General features: G+C 63.5%; 14 protein-coding genes. 6 read left to right on the top strand and 8 right to left on the bottom strand.

Annotated features, from left to right (window positions below):
* Positions 1 to 3 precede the first annotated feature (3 nt).
* Genes fdhF through LMTR21_RS11790 form a run of 3 tightly spaced genes read left to right on the top strand, consistent with a single transcriptional unit; the run spans position 4 to position 3,919 of the window.
* A complete protein-coding gene (fdhF, locus tag LMTR21_RS11800) occupies positions 4 to 2,877 on the top strand; it encodes a formate dehydrogenase subunit alpha (RefSeq protein ID WP_065756895.1) in 2,874 nt (957 codons plus the stop codon).
* A gap of 3 nt (positions 2,878 to 2,880) precedes the next feature.
* Entirely contained in the window at positions 2,881 to 3,717 is an 837-nt protein-coding gene (gene fdhD, locus LMTR21_RS11795) for a formate dehydrogenase accessory sulfurtransferase FdhD (protein ID WP_065756894.1), read from the top strand.
* The gene (locus tag LMTR21_RS11790) at positions 3,707 to 3,919 is read left to right on the top strand and encodes a formate dehydrogenase subunit delta (protein WP_065756893.1); all 213 of its coding nucleotides are present in this window, start codon (positions 3,707 to 3,709) and stop codon (positions 3,917 to 3,919) included. Before fdhD ends, LMTR21_RS11790 begins: the two co-directional genes overlap by 11 nt.
* 91 nt (positions 3,920 to 4,010) lie before the next feature.
* On the opposite strand, the gene LMTR21_RS11785 is transcribed toward LMTR21_RS11790, so the two are convergent.
* Positions 4,011 to 4,787, bottom strand: coding sequence for a DUF4394 domain-containing protein (locus LMTR21_RS11785; RefSeq protein ID WP_065756892.1), 777 nt, complete (start codon positions 4,785 to 4,787; stop codon positions 4,011 to 4,013).
* Between the two features lie 153 nt (positions 4,788 to 4,940).
* Here LMTR21_RS11785 and LMTR21_RS11780 point away from each other — a divergent pair, with 153 nt between their 5' ends.
* The 3 genes from LMTR21_RS11780 to LMTR21_RS11765 all read left to right on the top strand — a co-directional run bounded on the left by LMTR21_RS11780 (position 4,941) and on the right by LMTR21_RS11765 (position 7,137).
* The gene (locus tag LMTR21_RS11780) at positions 4,941 to 5,519 is read left to right on the top strand and encodes a sigma-70 family RNA polymerase sigma factor (protein ID WP_084031072.1); all 579 of its coding nucleotides are present in this window, start codon (positions 4,941 to 4,943) and stop codon (positions 5,517 to 5,519) included.
* Complete coding sequence (locus tag LMTR21_RS11775; protein ID WP_065756891.1) at positions 5,516 to 6,268, top strand: anti-sigma factor; 753 nt, start codon at positions 5,516 to 5,518, stop codon at positions 6,266 to 6,268. Before LMTR21_RS11780 ends, LMTR21_RS11775 begins: the two co-directional genes overlap by 4 nt.
* A 647-nt stretch (positions 6,269 to 6,915) precedes the next feature.
* A complete protein-coding gene (locus LMTR21_RS11765) occupies positions 6,916 to 7,137 on the top strand; it encodes a hypothetical protein (RefSeq protein WP_065756890.1) in 222 nt (73 codons plus the stop codon).
* 41 nt (positions 7,138 to 7,178) lie between these two features.
* Here LMTR21_RS11765 and LMTR21_RS11760 read toward each other — a convergent pair whose 3' ends face one another.
* From LMTR21_RS11760 to LMTR21_RS11730, 7 genes are all read right to left on the bottom strand, one after another.
* Positions 7,179 to 7,373, bottom strand: a complete 195-nt coding sequence (locus LMTR21_RS11760; protein ID WP_065756889.1) for a hypothetical protein — start codon at positions 7,371 to 7,373, stop codon at positions 7,179 to 7,181.
* Between the two features lie 161 nt (positions 7,374 to 7,534).
* A complete protein-coding gene (locus tag LMTR21_RS11755) occupies positions 7,535 to 8,560 on the bottom strand; it encodes an HAD family hydrolase (RefSeq protein ID WP_065756888.1) in 1,026 nt (341 codons plus the stop codon).
* Between the two features lie 323 nt (positions 8,561 to 8,883).
* On the bottom strand, positions 8,884 to 10,563 hold the full coding sequence (locus tag LMTR21_RS11750; RefSeq protein ID WP_065756887.1) for an arylsulfatase: 1,680 nt from the start codon (positions 10,561 to 10,563) through the stop codon (positions 8,884 to 8,886).
* Between the two features lie 133 nt (positions 10,564 to 10,696).
* A complete protein-coding gene (locus tag LMTR21_RS11745; RefSeq protein WP_065756886.1) occupies positions 10,697 to 11,620 on the bottom strand; it encodes a formylglycine-generating enzyme family protein in 924 nt (307 codons plus the stop codon).
* Positions 11,621 to 12,021: 401 nt separating this feature from the next.
* Positions 12,022 to 14,958, bottom strand: a complete 2,937-nt coding sequence (locus tag LMTR21_RS11740; RefSeq protein WP_065756885.1) for a bifunctional [glutamine synthetase] adenylyltransferase/[glutamine synthetase]-adenylyl-L-tyrosine phosphorylase — start codon at positions 14,956 to 14,958, stop codon at positions 12,022 to 12,024.
* The gene (locus LMTR21_RS11735; protein WP_065756884.1) at positions 14,955 to 16,421 is read right to left on the bottom strand and encodes a sensor histidine kinase; all 1,467 of its coding nucleotides are present in this window, start codon (positions 16,419 to 16,421) and stop codon (positions 14,955 to 14,957) included. Before LMTR21_RS11735 ends, LMTR21_RS11740 begins: the two co-directional genes overlap by 4 nt.
* On the bottom strand, positions 16,405 to 17,085 hold the full coding sequence (locus LMTR21_RS11730; RefSeq protein WP_057840551.1) for a response regulator transcription factor: 681 nt from the start codon (positions 17,083 to 17,085) through the stop codon (positions 16,405 to 16,407). Before LMTR21_RS11730 ends, LMTR21_RS11735 begins: the two co-directional genes overlap by 17 nt.
* Positions 17,086 to 17,217 lie beyond the last annotated feature (132 nt).

The raw sequence follows: 17,217 nt of genomic DNA, 5'->3' as shown, positions 1-17,217 counted from the left end.
ACAATGTCCTTGATCGAAGAGATCGACTTCGGCACGCCCCGCTCGAAATCTGAGGCGATGGTGACGCTCACCATCGACGGCAACAGCGTCACGGTGCCCGAGGGCACCTCCATCATGCGCGCGGCCATGGAAGCCGGCACGCAGATTCCGAAACTATGCGCGACCGACATGGTCGACGCGTTCGGCTCCTGCCGTCTCTGCCTGATCGAGATCGAGGGCCGCGCCGGAACGCCGGCGTCCTGCACCACGCCGGTCATGCCCGGCCTTGTCGTTCACACCCAGACCGAGCGGCTGAAGAAGCTGCGCAAGGGCGTGATGGAGTTGTACATCTCCGATCATCCGCTGGACTGCCTGACCTGCGCCGCCAATGGCGACTGCGAATTGCAGGACATGGCGGGCGCGGTCGGCCTGCGCGACGTGCGCTATGGCTATGAGGGCGAGAACCATGTGTTCGCCAAGTCCGACGGCTGCACCAACGACAACTGGATGCCGAAGGACGAATCCAACCCCTACTTCACCTACGATCCTTCGAAGTGCATCGTCTGCTCGCGCTGTGTCCGCGCTTGCGAGGAAGTTCAGGGCACCTTTGCGCTGACGATTTCCGGCCGCGGTTTTGACAGCCGGGTATCGCCCGGCATGAGCGAAAGTTTCCTCGGCTCCGAATGCGTGTCCTGCGGCGCCTGCGTGCAGGCCTGCCCGACCGCGACGCTGACCGAAAAATCCGTCATCGAGATCGGCCAGCCCGAGCATTCCGTGGTCACCACCTGCGCCTATTGCGGCGTCGGCTGCGCCTTCAAGGCTGAAATGCGCGGCGAGGAAGTGGTGCGCATGGTGCCGTGGAAGGACGGCAAGGCCAATCGCGGCCATTCCTGCGTCAAGGGCCGCTTCGCCTGGGGCTACACCACCCACAAGGAGCGCATCCTCAAGCCAATGATCCGCGAAGATATCGCCGATCCCTGGCGCGAGGTATCGTGGGATGAGGCGTTCAGCTTTGCCGCCGCCAAGTTCAAGGGCATCCAGCAGAAGCATGGCCGCGACGCGGTCGGCGGCATCACCTCCTCCCGCTGCACCAATGAAGAAACCTATCTGGTGCAGAAGCTGATCCGCGGCGGTTTTGGCAACAACAACGTCGATACCTGCGCCCGTGTCTGCCATTCGCCGACCGGCTACGGCCTGTCGACCACCTTCGGCACCTCGGCCGGCACGCAGGATTTCGACTCGGTCGAACATACCGACGTCGTGATGGTGATCGGCGCCAATCCCGCCTCCGCGCATCCGGTGTTCGCCTCGCGGCTGAAGAAACGGCTGCGCCAGGGTGCCAAGCTGATCGTGGTCGATCCCCGCCGCACCGAGATGGTGGAAGGCCCGCATATGTCGGCGCTGCATCTGCCCTTGATGCCCGGCACCAACGTTGCCGTGCTCACGGCTCTCGCACACGTCATCGTCACCGAAGGTCTCGTGGATGAGGCCTTCGTGCGCGAGCGCTGCGACTGGAGCGAGTTCGAGGAATGGGCTGCCTTCGTGGCGCAGCCGAACAACAGCCCGGAATCGACCGCCATCATGACCGGCGTCGATCCCAAGGTGTTGCGCGAAGCGGCGCGGCAGTTCGCCACCGGCGGCAACGGCGCGATCTATTACGGCCTGGGCGTCACTGAGCACAGCCAGGGCTCGACCACGGTGATCGCGATCGCCAACCTCGCGATGGCGACCGGCAATATCGGCCGCCCCGGCGTCGGCGTAAACCCGCTGCGCGGCCAGAACAACGTTCAGGGCTCCTGCGACATGGGCTCGTTCCCGCACGAACTGCCCGGCTATCGCCATATCTCGGGCGATGCGGTGCGCGACCAGTTCGAGGCGATGTGGAACGTCAAGCTCAATCCCGAGCCGGGCCTGCGCATTCCAAACATGTTCGATGCCGCGATCGAGGGCACGTTCATGGGCATCTATGTGCAGGGCGAGGACATCCTGCAATCCGACCCCAACACCAAGCATGTGGTGGCGGCGCTGTCGTCGATGGAATGCGTCATCGTGCATGACCTCTTCCTCAACGAGACCGCAAACTACGCCCACGTCTTCCTGCCGGGATCGACCTTCCTGGAGAAGGACGGCACCTTCACCAATGCCGAACGCCGCATCCAGCGCGTCCGCAAGGTGATGACGCCGCGCAACGGCCTTGCCGACTGGGAAGTCACCATCGGCCTTGCCAAGGCGATGGGCTACGACATGCACTACAATCATCCGTCGGAGATCATGGATGAGATCGCGGCGCTGACGCCGACCTTCACCGGCGTTTCCTACGCCAAGCTCGACGAGCTCGGCTCGGTGCAGTGGCCCTGCAACGAGAAGGCGCCGGAAGGCACGCCGGTGATGCATATCGGCGGCTTCGTGCGCGGCAAGGGCAAGTTCGTCATAACCGAATATGTCGCAACCGATGAACGCACCGGCCCGCGCTATCCGCTGCTGCTAACGACGGGACGCATCCTCAGCCAATACAATGTCGGCGCACAGACCCGCCGCACCGATAACGTCGTCTGGCACAGCGAGGACCGGCTCGAAATCCATCCGCACGACGCCGAACAGCGCGGCGTCCGCGATGGTGATTGGGTGCGGCTGGCGAGCCGCGCCGGCGAGACCACGCTGCGCGCGGAGATCACCGACCGCGTGGCGCCGGGCGTGGTCTACACCACCTTCCACCACCCGGACACGCAGGCCAACGTCATCACCACCGACTTCTCGGACTGGGCCACCAACTGTCCGGAATACAAGGTCACGGCGGTGCAGATCTCGCCGTCGAACGGACCGTCCGACTGGCAGAAGGCCTATGACGAGCAGGCCCGCCACTCCCGCCGCATCGCGCCGGCGGAAGCCGCGGAGTAAGGCATGCCCGATCCGGTCACCACCGCCGATCGGCAGATCTGGCGCAACGGCCAGCTCGGCGAAGGCGCGCGCCTGATCCCGGAGGAGACGGCCATCGCGCTGACCTACAATGGCGGCACCTATGCCGTCATGATGGGTACGCCGCAGGACCTGCAGGACTTTGCCATCGGCTTCAGCCTCAACGAAGGCATCGTGCAGTCGCCCGGCGAGATCGAGACGCTCGACGTCGTGGAACTCGATGATGGCATCGAACTCAGGATGTGGCTGAAACCTTCCAGCGCCGAGCTGGTCAATGAGCGGCGGCGGCATATCGCGGGCCCGACCGGTTGCGGGATTTGCGGCGTGGAGTCGATTGCGGAAGCCATCCGCCCTGCCGCGATCGTGCCGAAGGGGCGCACCTTCTCGCCGTCGGAGATCATGACCGCGATGGCGAGCATGACCCTGTTGCAGCAGATCAACATCCAGACCCGCGCGGTGCATGCGGCGGCGTTCTGGACGCCGGCGCACGGTCTCGTGGCGTTGCGGGAGGACGTCGGCCGCCACAACGCGCTCGACAAGCTCGCCGGCGCGCTGGCGCAGGCCGCCAGTCCCGCCACTGAGGGCATGGTGCTGCTGACCAGCCGCGTCTCGGTCGAGATGGTGCAGAAAACCGCGGCGATCGGCGCCCCGCTGATGGTCGCGGTGTCGGCGCCGACGGCGCTCGCCGTGCGCACGGCGGAGGCCGCCGGCATCACGCTGGCGGCGATTGCCCGATCCGACGGCTTTGAAATCTTTGCGCATCCCGAGCGGATTGCGATTCCACAAAACGCCGGCGTTGCGGAGGCTACCCATGTCGCCTGATCGATTGATCTACATGGCCAACCAGATCGGAAAATTCTTCCAGAGCCAGGGCCATGACAGGGCCGTGCCTGGCATCGCCGAACACATCAGGAAGTTCTGGGACCCGCGGATGCGCAAGGCGATCTTCGCCCATCTCGACAATGGCGGCACGGGGCTGGACCCCAATGTCCGCGACGCGCTCGAAACGCTGAAGAAGGCGTAGGCTTCAGGGCTGAACCCGAACTCGCAGCAAGGTTCTGCCGGTCGCGCAAGCAACCGGCAGAATTCGGACGTCCGGAGATTGCAGCGGTCGGCTACATTCCCATGACGGCAATGTCCTTCACCGTGCCGTTGATGCCGGCGATCTTGGCGGCCTCGGTCGCCTTTCCGGTAGCGAGGTCTACGCTGTAGAGCGTGCCGCCCGCCAATAGCCACGCTTCGTTCTTGCCGGCGCCGTCGGACCAGATGTCGAACGCGACGCTATCCGCCTTGACCCCAAGCTTGCCGATCGCGCCGAGCACGCCGTCATTCGGCGGCGCCTGCTTGATCAATCCGCTGATGGTACCGTCGATGTTGAACAACGCCGTCTCCTTTGCGCCCTTGACCGAATTGGTATAGGCGCCGGCGACGATGTTCGGCTTCTCGCCCTTGTGCATGTCGCCCTCGGCAAATTTGTGGTCGCCGTCCTTGGTCACCTTGCCGTCATCGACATTGGCGCGCAGGTTCATCCCGTCCGCGCCCATCACGCGCAGGCGGTCCGCCACCGGATTGAAATCGACCGTCGCGGTCACGCCCTTGGCCAGCATGGTGTCGAGCTTCGATTTCGTCGTGGCCTTGCCGTCCTGCGCGATGGTCACAATGGTGCCATCGTCGACCAATCCATAGAGCAAGCCGTCGGCCGGACGTACGTCGATGCCGACCAGCGCGCCGGAAATGCCGGTGACCTTGACGGACCCGGTCGCCTTCTTCTGCGCGGTGTCAACCATCGCAATGGTGTCGCCGCCGATCAGGGCGGCGACCTGCGCGGCATTGGCGGCTGCGGATGACAGCAACAGTGTGACTGAGGCGGCGAAAATTGAGCGAAAATTCATCGTAAAGCTCCCTGTGTTCGAGTGATCCTCTCGGGACCAACACAGCGGGTACCGGCGGCGCGGCGAAACGGATGCAGCACACCGAAAATAATTTTCGGCACATGCATCCAAATGCCGCATCTCAAGGTAGAACAACTATGCAAGGGCATAGACATGACCGGAAATGGCACCATCACCGCCAGCCTGCAGGCCCCCGACCTGCGCGATCAGGAGCGCGAGGCGCAGTTGGCCGCGGCCCTGGCGCGTTGCGCGGCGGGCGACCGCACGGCATTGCGCGTGATCTACGACAGCGAGGCGCCGCGCATGGTCGGCATCGCACGCCGCATCCTGTTTCGCCAGGACCTTGCGGAAGAGGCGGTACACGACGCCTTTATCCGGATCTGGCGCGGTGCGGCCGGCTTCGATCCGCGCCGCGGCAGCGCGCGCGGCTGGCTCTATGCGGTGGTGCGCAACCGGGCGCTGAGCATTCATCGCGATGAGCACCGCTATGAAGCATCAGATGAAAGCGCCGGGGATGTCGACTGCGAGGCCACCCTGTCGCGGATGCCGGAGACCAGCGCGCTGCGCCGGTGTCTCGAACAGATCGACCGCCCCCGCCGCGACGTAGTGGTGCTGGCCTATGTTCACGGCATGAGCCACGGCGAATTGGCGGGACGGCTCAAGGTTCCGCTCGGCACGGTCAAAAGCTGGGTACGGCGCAGCCTCTTTGCGTTGCAGGAGTGCATGGGATGAACCCGCACGACGCAGATAACGCCATGGCCGCCGATTACGTGATGGGCCTCCTTGACAGTGCGGAGCACGCCGACGCCGAACGGCGCATCGCAACCGACCAATCGTTTGCTCAGGCTGTCAGCGCGTGGCGGGAGCGGCTTGCGGACCTCGATCTCACGGCCGAGGAAACCCCACCGAGCCCGGCGCTTTGGCAGCGCATCGCGGATGCAACCAAAATCGCGCCGATCGACGCCCTGCCCTCCGCACGCGCCGCGCTACGCGGCACCACCCTTTGGGACAACATCCGGTTCTGGCGCGGCCTTGGTATCGGCGGCGCCTTTGCTGCAGCACTTTTTGCAATGATCATGATCGGTGCGCTGGCGACGTCGCGCCAGCTTCGTCACGACATGCTCGCGCTCGCCCAGCGCAAGCCCATTTATGTCGCCGTGCTGGTGAACGACACCACGAAAGAGGCCGGCGCCATCGTCAACGCGTTTGCGAACGGCCGGGTCGAGTTGATACCGTTGCGGCCGATCGAGGTTCCCGCCGGCCGCACGCTGCAGGTTTGGACCTTGTGGGATCGCGCGATCGGCCCGAAATCGATCGCCATCACCGGCCAGTCCCGCACGCTGCAGCTCGATCTGGAGGCGCTGCCGGAAACCGTGCAGGATCAGCTGTTCGAGATCACGCTGGAGCCTGAAGGCGGCTCACCGATCGGACGACCGACCGGCCCAATCCTGTTCAAGGGCAATGCCGCGCGGGCGTTGTAGTCGCCCCGGGGCATGCTCAAACAAAAAGACAAAGCGGGATGACGATTCGAAGAAAATCATCCCGCTTTAGAGGGAAAGTCGCCAGCCTTCCAGTTTCAGCACCAGCCCTTTTTCCAGTGGCCGGGCGGGCATCCACGGCCGCGCCAGCCGACTTTCCGGCCGCGGCTCCAACCAAATGGACGATAGCCATGCCCTCGGCCCCAGCCATGCCCGCGGCCCCAGCCGTGCCCTCCCTTTACTTGGATCAGATCGCCGTTGACCAGCGAGTCCTGGACCAACGGATAGCCTCGGGGCATTGCCGTCGCCGGGGGCACAAAGGCGATGGGTAGGGCGAGTGCGATTCCAAATAACAGTTTGCGCATGGGCGATCCGCTTGAGGGTTGAAGGTTCGATCTCAAGCAGGAAAAAGTGGCAATAGTTCCACGCGATTGGGGCGGGCCGCCGAAAGGCGTCATTGCGGCCCGTTCCCATCAATCGCAGGCGAAGCCTTTTCTTCACCCGAACCCAAAAGTTTCGGAACGATGCCCCTGGTCCGGCGTTACAGATGTGAGCAGGTAGATCAGGAAGGAGAAATCCAACCGGAAATATCAGCTCAAAGCCCCGTCAGTTATTTTAGATAGCTGGCGGGGTTTTGATTGGAGGGGTTCATGCCTTACGCGCTTTTCGATGGCGACAGGCAGATCGGCCCCGGCCTTCCGACCGAGGCGGAGGCCTGGAAGCAAGCGCTTCAGGCCGGCCTGATTTTCGATATTCCCGTTGCTGACCAAGCAGGCGGACAGGTTCTGCCGGCCGGCTATCGCGTCAAGGAAACCAGGGAGCAAGGCTGCGCGCCGGATCCAGCCTGGAAGCTTCCGGACGAAATTTCCTGACGCCGTTTTGCCGGCGCTACTCAGGCCTCGCCCGAGGCCCATCACCCCTGCTTGACGAAGGTCAGGCCGCTCACGGTCAGCCGCTCCTCGCTGGTCTCCCCTTCGGCCACCAGCCCTTCCAGATGGGTTTGGAGTTCCGGCAGCTTGCGGTCGAAATCGGCGCCCAGGCCCATCAGCTCGCAGGTCTTCCTAATGCGTTCCATGGGTTTTTCGAAGATATTGATCACGGTATGCATCCCAGCCTCCTGATACCGCCAACAATTCCGGTCGCCCGCAGGAGTTCCTCCGTAAGAAACCGGGCATTACCCTCCGTCCACAGCGACTGAAACACCCGTCTCACCTCGGCCTGGAAGCGCAGTGAGACTCAAAAGGACGACCAAGCTGCGATCCGGTGCGTCTATTCGAAAGCGAACACGCGCTTCCAGTCCTTCTTCATGTCGACCACGGTCCACCTGTTCACCGCTGCGGCGTCCAGCGCCACGTCGAGCTTCCCGAAATGCGACTGACGGTCGTAGGCGTATTCGCGTTCCGCATCGGTGTGGTGCACGATCAAGCCGAACCGCGCGCCACTGGCGCCGAGCGTCGCCCATTGCAGCATTTCGAGATCGCCGTCGGAATTACCGAACGCCGCAATCGGACGTCGCCCGATATGCTCGTTGATGCCGATCGGCTTTCCTACCTTGTCGTCGATGAAGTTGATGTCAGGCAGCCGGAAAAGCGTCGGCGCGCCATCCTTCATCTCAAATCGGGTCTTGATCGACGACCCGATGACCTGCTCCGGCGGCACGCCGTAGATCCGCTCGGTCCACGGCCGCATGAACTCGATGCCGCCGCCTGACGCGATAAAGGTCTTGAAGCCATTGGCCCGGAGGTAAGCAAGAAGTTCGAGCATCGGCTGGTAGACCAGTTCGGTATAAGGCCGCTTGAAGCGGTGATCACGCGCGGTCGACAGCCAATCCGTGACGATCTTCTCAAACTCCGCCGTGGTCATGCCGGCATGCGTCACCGCAACCAGTTCGACCAATCCCTTTTCACCGGACGCGGCCAGCGCCTTCAGGTCGCCGTCCAGCACTGCAGCGAAGGGCTGCTTGGTTTTCCATTCCGGATGCATGGGCGCCATGGCCTTCACGCGGTCGAGCACGAAGGCCAGTTGCACGTACATCGGCTGTTCGACCCAAAGGGTACCGTCGTTGTCGAAAGTCGCGATGCGCTGATCGACCCGAACGAAGAAAGGCCCGCCTTGCGTTGTGACCCGCGCGACAAAATCGAGGATCGAGGCCTTGGTCGCCCCCTCGTTCCAGGACGGTAGTGGATCGCGTGCCTGTGCCAGCACGGATATTGGACGCAGCGACCCGATCAGAGCCGGAAGCAAAGCCAGGGACGAGAGCAGGATACGGCGGTTGACACCGAAGGAAGTTGACATAGTTGGCTCCTTTCATCGACGAAGGCATCGATTGTGGAAGCCGTAAAAGCGGGAGCCCCACACGGAGCGCCCGCCGACCGCACATTCTACCTGCCAGTGCGCGACTGGATTGCCTTCTCGATCTGATTTCTCATCGATGCTCATGACGCGCCTCTCCCGTTCTGATGCAATTGCCTCTGTTCGCTTGATGCATCGGAAGCCGACACGGCTTGCGGAGGTGCCGACCGGTCCGGCGCTTCCTCCTTGATCACTTTGCTCGCTATTCCATTGGCGGGCGCCCTTGCTGGGCGCCCGCTTCGTCGGATCGCGCTCGTCGCGCGCAGCTAGTCGCTGCGACCGGCAGTTTTGGCCTGCTTGATCTGCTGTATTACCTGCTCGAGGTTGTAGCTCGCCGGGTCCTGCAGCGGCGGGTATGCAGTATAAGTCTCGAGTTCCTTCAGCCAGAGCGCCTGGCCGATCGGCAGCATGTTCCAGTCATAGACGTAGGCTGTAGAGGGCGAGCCGATTGAGCCACCCTGGCCCATGAGGGTCTTTATTTGCGTGCCCACTGAGGTCTCAAACGGGTCGCGCTTGATGTTGACGACCTGCGCCCAGTGATAAGGAAGGGCTCCAGCTATAAAGCCCGCCGGGTTGTCGGACACCATCGTGAAATAGATCTTCCAGTTCTTGTAGCGGACCGCCGATGGATCCTTGCCCGAATAGTAGAAGAAGGTATCGCGCGCAGACTTTTCCGAACGCCCCGAAAGGTATTCGGTCTGATCGACGCCATCGAGCGTCGTCTTGACGATGCCGGGATATTGGCCGGCCTCGATGCGCTTCTTCAGTTGGTCGCCCTTGGCGCCGCCGCCGATGTTGACAAACGTCGACAGCCAGTCGAGGGCTGCGAACATTTCGTTCTTGACGGTACCGGGCTTGATGACGCCCGGCCAGCGAACGACCGCCGGCGCGCGCATGCCGCCTTCCCAGGTGCTCAACTTGCCGCCCTTGAACGGAGTGGTGCCACCGTCCGGAAAGGTGATGGTCTCGGCACCGTTGTCGGTCGTGAATACGACGATCGTGTTGTCGGACTGTCCCATGTCCTGCAGCTTCTTCAGCACATAGCCGATGTTGTCATCCATCTGCTTCATGCCGGCCTCGTTGAGACCCCAATCCTTGCCGCCGGGCTCGCCGACCATGGCCGCGTACTTGTCGTTCAGCACGGTCGTGATGTGCATGCGCGCAGGATTGTAGTAGACGAAGAAAGGCTTGCCCGTCGTCTTCGGGTCGTTGCGATCGAGGAAGTCGATGACCTTGGCCGAGATTTCCTCGTCGACACTCTTCGATCGGTCGAGCGTCAGCGGGCCCTGATCGACGCACGTCTGGTTCCTGCCCGTGCCGTCCGATGACTTGCACGACAGGATGTTGCGCGGGGGCGTGAGGCAAACCGTCGTTTTCGGATCGACCGCGCCCGGCACCTCCGGGATGCCGGGGATCGGCGTGTTCTTGCATGGCGGGGCGACCGCCTGCTGGGTGGGGCTCTTGTTGATGTCCGGGAAGCTCACGCCCTGCATCGCGTCGAGGTGATACAGGTAGCCCCAATATTCCTGGAAGCCATGCGCGGTCGGCAACGAGTCGGTGTGATCGCCGAGATGGTTCTTGCCGAACTCGCCGGTGTTGTAGCCGAGATCGAGCAGGAACTTTGCGATCGCTGGCGTGCCGGGCCGCAGGTAGGACGGGCTGCCGGGAAGCTGCGGAGGAATCATGCCGGTGCGCAGCGGATGCATGCCGGTGAAGAAGGCGTTCCGGCCGGCGGTGCAGCTCTGCTCGGCGTAGTAATGTGTGAAGATCGCGCCTTCATTGCCGATGCGATCGATATTGGGCGTCTCGCCGACCATCAGGCCGCGATGGTAGATGCTCGGCTGGTAGAGGCCGATGTCGTCACCCATGATGAAGAGGATATTTGGCTTCTGTGCCGGCTGTGCGGTTGCCGGCGTGCTAGCCGGCCCGCACAGTGAAATTGACATCAGTGTCGTCGCACCGAGCAACGCCGCGCAGGAACGTTTATGCCAACCTGCGGCCCTCTTTCGCAGCACTTTTCCGGTAGCTGATGGTTTTTCACTTGGTACAAAGCCAACCATAGCGTCACTCTCCTCTTTGTTAAGCATCAGATGCTTTTCGCCTGATGCATCGAAAGCCAAGATGACTCGTGGATGTATCAACCGGCTCCGCGTGTCGCGCTGCCGGCCGGTAGCGTCGGCAGTAGTTCGGCGCGCACAAATGCGAGCCGCCTTTGATAACCTTTCGTGGAATCTTGACGTTGGTCGTTCGGGGGTCGTAGCTGGCATCCTCGCGCCCGCCGCGTGGGTTCTGCGGGATGCAGCAGGCCTTCGGCGCATCCGCTTCGTGTCTCGGCGAATACCAGTCGGCGGTCCACTCCCAGACGTTGCCGATCATGTCGTAAAGTCCGTAACCGTTCGGCGGGAACGCGGTGACCGGCGAGGTACGCTCGAAACCGTCTGCATTGGTGTTCTGGCGCGGGAAGTCGCCCTGCCAGGTATTGGCCATGTGACGGCCGTGAGGTGTGAACTCGTCGCCCCACGCGAACTCGGCGCCGTCAAGCCCGCCGCGCGCTGCGAACTCCCATTCCGCTTCAGTTGGCAAATCCTTGCCAGCCCAGTGCGCGTAGGCGAGCGCATCGGCGAATGCCACATGTACGACGGGATAATTGTCGAGCGCGTTGATGTTACTCTTGGGTCCGTAGGGATGCCGCCAGTCCGCACCCCTGACGAAAGACCACCACTGGCTGAAGTCGCGCAGATCGACCATGTGTTTCGGGGGAGTGAACATCAGCGAACCCGCATAGATCATGTGCGGCAGCATGCCGGGATAGTCCTTCGGATCCGGCGTAACCTCGGCGACGGTGACGTGGCCGGTTGCTTTTACGAATTCCTTGAACTGCCGGTTCGTCACCGGCGTGCGGTCGATCAGGAATTCATCGACGGTAACGCGATGAGCGGGCGCCTCCTCGGGATAGTGCTTATCTGATCCCATGCGGAACGTGCCGCCGGGTATCCAGGTCATTTTATCGATATCGGAAGGACCATCATTAATGGCGATATCGACCGTTAGCTCAGGCTTCGCTTCCAATGCGTCACCTCCGGCCGATGCGCTGGGTCATATTGGACCGTGGTCCAATATCGGTATTCATGTGGTCCAATGTTTTTGAGCGACGCGGTGCGGCACAGGCTTTCCTGAGGCGCAACCGGAAGTAACTGTCGTTCGGCTAGAGACGATCTTGATCTAAATCAATGCTGCTAAGCGGACATCACAATGCGTCAGCCCCCATGTCCAACTTTGAGGAAGCACCCCTGGATGCAAATCTTACAATCGACCACGTCGAGAAGATTCCATGCCGGGTCAAATGCAGAAGTGCGAAAATTCGTTGTTTGTCTGCCTGGCGTTCCTCAAAACGATGGACCGCCCTAACCTCCAGCCACCAACGCTCCGAACACCCGTCTCACCTCGCCCTGCGTCTCGCGCAGGCGCGCCTCCAGCGTCGAGAAGTCGGGCGTGTCGCCGGCCCGCGCCATCACCCGCAACAAATTCTCACCCGAGGTTTCCGGGGTGAACTTGCCGATGACGCAAAGCCGAAGGATCTGCGTCAGATCGTGATAGAGCCGCGCGGCTGAGCGCAGCGTCTCGGTGTCGGAGTGGGCCAGAACTCCGAGGCGCGCGGCATTGTCGAGCACCTGCAACGTGGAGACGCTCAAGATCTCGGGTTTTTCCGCGGCATGAACAAGCTGCAGATACTGCGCGATGAAGTCGATGTCGACGAGGCCGCCGGCGGCGAGCTTCAAGTTCCAGATGTCGTCCTCGCCCTTTTCCGCCGCGATCGCCCGGCGCATGTCGGCGACGTCGCCGGCGGTAGAGGCAGCATCCCGCGGCCGCGTCAGCACGCTGCGGACAACGCCTTCGATCTTCTCGCGAAACGCCGGCGTGGCCGAAATCACCCGCGCCCGCGTCAGCGCCATGTGCTCCCAGGTCCAGGCCTCGCGTTCCTGGTAGTCGGCGAAGGAATCGATCCGCGACGCCAGCGGCCCGGCGCGGCCCGACGGACGCAGCCGCATGTCGACTTCATAGAGCACGCCGTAATTGGTCCGCGTCGTGAACGCCGAAATCAGCCGCTGGGTCAGCCGCGCAAAATATTGCGCGCCGTGCAGCGAGCGCTCGCCGTCGGAGTCGGGATTGTCGGTGTCGAAATCGTACAGCAGGATCAGATCGAGGTCGGAGGATGCCGTCATCTCGCGACTGCCGAGCCGGCCCATCGCAACGATTGCGGTCTCCTGCCCCTTGATGCGGCCGTACTGGCTGGCGAACTGGTCGGTGACGAGGCCGTGCACGGTGTGCACGATGCCCTCGGCGACGTCGGCAAAGGCGACGCTGGCCTGTTGTGCCGACACCGTGCCGGAGAGGATGCGCGTGCCGATCAGGAACAGGCTCTCCTGGCCGAACAGCCGCAGGCGGTCGAGAAAGTCCTCGTAGGAATCCGCGTCCTTCAGCGTCGTCGCCAGCCGCGCCGACAACTCCTTCTGGTCCGGCATCGCGCCGAAGAAACGCGGGTCGATCAGGCCGTCCATGATCTGCGGTTGGCGCGCCAGCATGTCGCCGAGCCGCGGCGCCGCGCCGAGGATCAAGGCCACCAGCGCAACCAGATCGCGGTTCTGGCTCAGCAGGGAAATCAGCCGGCCGCCGCGCTGCAACGCGCCGAGAAAACGATCGAACGCGATCACGGCATCGTCAGGGTCTTCGGCATTCGCGAGGCCGTCGAGCAGGCCGGGCACGAACTCGATGAAGGCGGCCTTTGTCGCCTCGTTGCGAAGCGCGCGGTAATTGCCTTCCATCCAGAGCTGCAGCGTGCCGGCCACCGCGATCGGCTTCTTGAAGCCGAGCGTCGTCAGATGGTCGAGCAGGCGCGCATCCTCAGGCCCGGCGGCGTAATTGAGCTGCGGCAGCTTCACCGAGCCGGCCGGATCGCCCTCGAACAGCTTGCCGTAATGCCCCTGCACGATGTTGAGATGGCCGAGCAGATCCTTGGCAAAGGCGGCGCGGCTCTCGTAGCCGAAGAAGTTTGCAAAGCGCTCGATCGCCTCGGCATCTTCAGGCAGCGCGTGAGTCTGCTCATCCGCGATCATCTGCAGCCGATGCTCGACGCAGCGCAGGAATTCATAAGCCGTCGTCAATTCGTCGCAGGCCTGAAAGGTGATCCAGTTGCTGGTCGCCAGCACCTGCAGGGCGTGCAGCGTGGGGCGTACCCGCAATTCCGGATGGCGGCCGCCGGCGATGAGCTGCTGCGTCTGCGCGAAGAACTCGATCTCGCGGATGCCGCCGCGGCCGACCTTGACGTTGTGGCCTTCGACGGCGATCTCGCTCTGGCCGCGATAGGTCTGCATCTGCCGCTTCATGTCATGGACATCGGCGAGCGCGGCAAAATCCAGATGCTTGCGCCAGACGAACGGCGACAATTCCGCGATCAGCGCCTCGCCCGCTTTGGCGTCGCCGGCGCAGACGCGCGCCTTGATCATCGCGGCGCGTTCCCAGGTCCGCCCTTCCCGCTCGTAATAATGCAGCGCCGCCTCGGTCGAAATCGCGACCTGCGTCGAAGCCGGATCCGGCCGCAGGCGCAGGTCGACGCGGAACACATAGCCCTCGCCGGAGCGTTGCTGCAGCAGGCGGGCCAGCGCCTGTGTCACGCGCACGAAGAACGGCGCTGGCTCGATGTCACCTGCCAGCGAGGTTGCGGCCGGATCGAAGAACACGATCAGGTCGATGTCGCTGGAATAGTTCAGTTCGGCCGCGCCCATCTTGCCCATCGCGAGCACGATCAGCCCAGAGCCCTCCTCCGGCCGGTCATGATTGAGGGCGGTCATGCGGCCACGCGCGATTTCCTGGCGCAGCAGGAAACGCAGCGCCGTCTGCACGGAGACGGTTGCAAGCTCGGTCAGAGCCGCCGTCACCCGCATCACCGGCCAGACCCCGCCGATGTCGCACAGTGCGATCATCAGCGCGGCTTCCGACTTCATGCGGCGGAGCAGATGCATGACGTCAGCCTCGCCCTCGGCGGCGAGCACGTTGCGCGTGGTTCCCTCGATCAGCGTGACGAGGTGCTGTTCCGGGGCGCATGCCAGGAGGCGAATCAGCCGCGCGGCATCAGCGCGGACCAGGTCGAACAGATAGGGTGAGAACTCGACAATGCCGAACAGGATGGCTCTGGCGAATGGGCGATCCAGCCACGCCTTGATCTCAGCCGACTGCGCCGGCTCCAGTTCGGCGAGCCAGTCTCCCAGGCGTTGTTCGGCGTTGCTGGTGGCCGGGATATGCGGCCCGCACACGAACCGCGCGGCCAAGGCGGAGGAATTCATGCCACCTTCTGTGGCACATCCGGCGTTTGGGCCGCAAGCCTGTCACCCGCGGCAGATAGCGCCGGGATGACCAGCGTCGCGGTCAGGCCGGGATGGGCATCCCCCAGCCTGAGTTCGCCACCATGCAAGGTCGCCACCGCGGACGCCAAACTCAAGCCAAGCCCGGAACCCGGCAGCGTCCGGCTCGCCTCGAGCCGCACGAACCGCTCCACCGCGTGCTTGCGGTCGGCTTCGGGAATGCCGGGCCCGTGGTCGGTGACGCTGAGCAGCACATGGTTACCCTCGCGCCGCGCCTCGATCAGGATCTCCCGCGTGCGCGCCGCGATGATGGGGTCCATCGGCTGCACCACCGGCGATGGCTTGCCGTATTTGATCGCATTCTCGACCAGATTGGCGAGCGCCTGCCCGATCAGCTCGCGATTGCCGTGCAGCGGCGCATTGGTAGTCTTGACGCGCAGCGTCATGCCGTCGTCTTCGGCCAGCGGCTCGTACAATTCGTGGATACCCCTGGCGACGTCAGCCGCGTCGAAATCATCCATGTTGCCGCGCGCCTGACCTGACTCGGCGCGCGCGATCATCAACAGCGCGTTGAATGTGCGGATCAGCCCGTCGGATTCCTCGATGGTCCGTTCCAGCGCCGCGCGGTATTCAGCCTCACTCCCGGAACTCGCCAGCGCCTCCTCGGCGCGGTTGCGCAGCCGCGTCAGCGGCGTCTTCAGATCATGCGCGATGTTGTCGGAGACTTCCTTCAGCCCCATCATCAGCGCCTCGATACGTTCCAGCATGGCGTTGAGGTTTTCGGCGAGGCGATCGAGCTCGTCGCCGGAGCGCCCGACCGGCAGGCGCCCGGAAAGGTCGCCCGCCATGATGCGCCTGGTGGTGCCGGTCATGGCGTCGATCCGCTGCAGCACCCGCCGCGCCACGAAGATGCCGCCGCCGATGCCGAGCACGATGACGACCAGCAGCGACCATTGCGCAGCGTTGGCGACGATGCCGAACAGCCGCCTTCGTTCCTCGAGATCGCGACCGACCAGCAGGCGGAATCCGTTGTCGAGTTGGGTGACGCGCACCAGCGCGTAGTGATTGGCGGTATCCCGCTCGTCGAGCCGGCGGTACGCCGTCTCAGACCAACCTGTCGAGGCCATCACGCCCGGGGACAGCGATTCGACATTGCCGCCGAACGCCCTGCCCTCCGGCGTGGTGACGAGATAGAGGTTGGCGCCGGGCCGCAGCGCCCGGTAGCCGAGCGTGGTGGCAAGGCCTTGCAGCCCGCGGCGTGCGTAGATGATCTGGATCTCGGCGATTTCCGCGTTGACGGTGGTGGTGATCTGCTCGTTGATCAACCGCCGCGTATTCCAGGCGAAATAGCCGAGCAGCGACGCGGCGAACAGCGCAAACAAAAACAGATAGACCAGCGTCAGCCGGAACGCCGTGGTGCGGATCAGCTTACCGAAGGCCGTCACGGATCATGTATCCGGCGCCACGGATCGTGTGCAGCAGGGGCCGCTCGAAGCCCTTGTCGATCTTGGAGCGCAGCCTGGAAATATGCACATCGATGACGTTGGTCTGCGGATCGAAATGATAATCCCAGACGTTTTCCAGAAGCATGGTGCGGGTCACCACCTGGCCCGCATGCTTCATCAGATATTCAAGCAGGCGAAACTCGCGCGGCTGCAGCGTCAGTTCGTCCTTGCCGCGGGCGACGCGATGCGAAAGACGATCGAGCTCGAGATCGCCGACGCGATAGGTGGTCTCTTCGGCCGGGCCGACATTGCGGCGCGACAGCACTTCGACGCGCGCCTGCAATTCGGCGAATGAATAGGGCTTCGGCAGATAATCGTCGCCGCCGGCACGCAGGCCCTTGATGCGGTCGTCGACCTGGCCGAGCGCGGAGAGGATCAGCACCGGCGTGCGATTGCCCTTCTCGCGCAGGCTCCCGATCACGGACAGGCCGTCGCGCTTGGGCAGCATGCGGTCGACCACGAGCACGTCGTAATCGCCGCCTTCGGCCATCGACAGGCCCTCCTCGCCATCACTGGCGAGATCGGCGACATGGCCGACTTCACGGAACGCCTTGACCAGATAGTCGGCGGACTCGCGGTCGTCTTCGATGATCAACAGGCGCATTTGAGGGGCGGTTGCGGTCACGGGAATGGCTTTCTCTCACCATGGCGCGGCCGCCCTGCACATGCAAGGCGGCCGCGGATGCTCTCGATCAAGTGAAAAAAGCGGGCGGTGAAGCTGGGGGACCTCACCGCC

This window comes from Bradyrhizobium paxllaeri (assembly GCF_001693515.2).
GTDB classification, from domain to species: Bacteria; Pseudomonadota; Alphaproteobacteria; order Rhizobiales; family Xanthobacteraceae; genus Bradyrhizobium; species Bradyrhizobium paxllaeri.
This window is presented reverse-complemented; position numbering and strand designations above follow the sequence as displayed.